The organism is Enterobacter sp. 120016 (assembly GCF_018383635.1).
Classification (GTDB): Bacteria; Pseudomonadota; Gammaproteobacteria; order Enterobacterales; family Enterobacteriaceae; genus Enterobacter; species Enterobacter asburiae_D.
In genome coordinates this window covers 1-242 of sequence record NZ_JAHAWC010000062.1, presented here as the reverse complement: position 1 = coordinate 242, position 242 = coordinate 1, and the positions used below count along the sequence as shown (strand labels likewise).

The following is a 242-nucleotide window of genomic DNA, read 5'->3' as shown; positions in this document are numbered from 1 at the left end:
CGCCCGGACACATCCCGCGTCAGGCGGGTGACACGCACCTGCTCCTCTCTGCCGCTGAGGTCATATTCCCGCAGGGTGATGAGCCTGCCACAGGCGTCATAGTCCCGGCACAGACGGATCCCGTCGACCCGGATCTCCTCCGCCAGAAGACCGGTGCGGGTGTAACGCAGCAGCCAGCGCTGGCCGCTGCCGTCAGCGATCTCAGTGACCTGTCCCGTACGAAGGTCGTACCGGTACGTCTC

At 66.1% G+C, this 242-nt stretch carries 1 protein-coding gene; it reads right to left on the bottom strand.

Features of this window, described 5'->3' with window-relative positions; all coding sequences use genetic code 11:
* On the bottom strand, positions 1–242 hold a 242-nt coding region (locus KIF87_RS23635; protein WP_213330869.1), incomplete at both ends, for a hypothetical protein.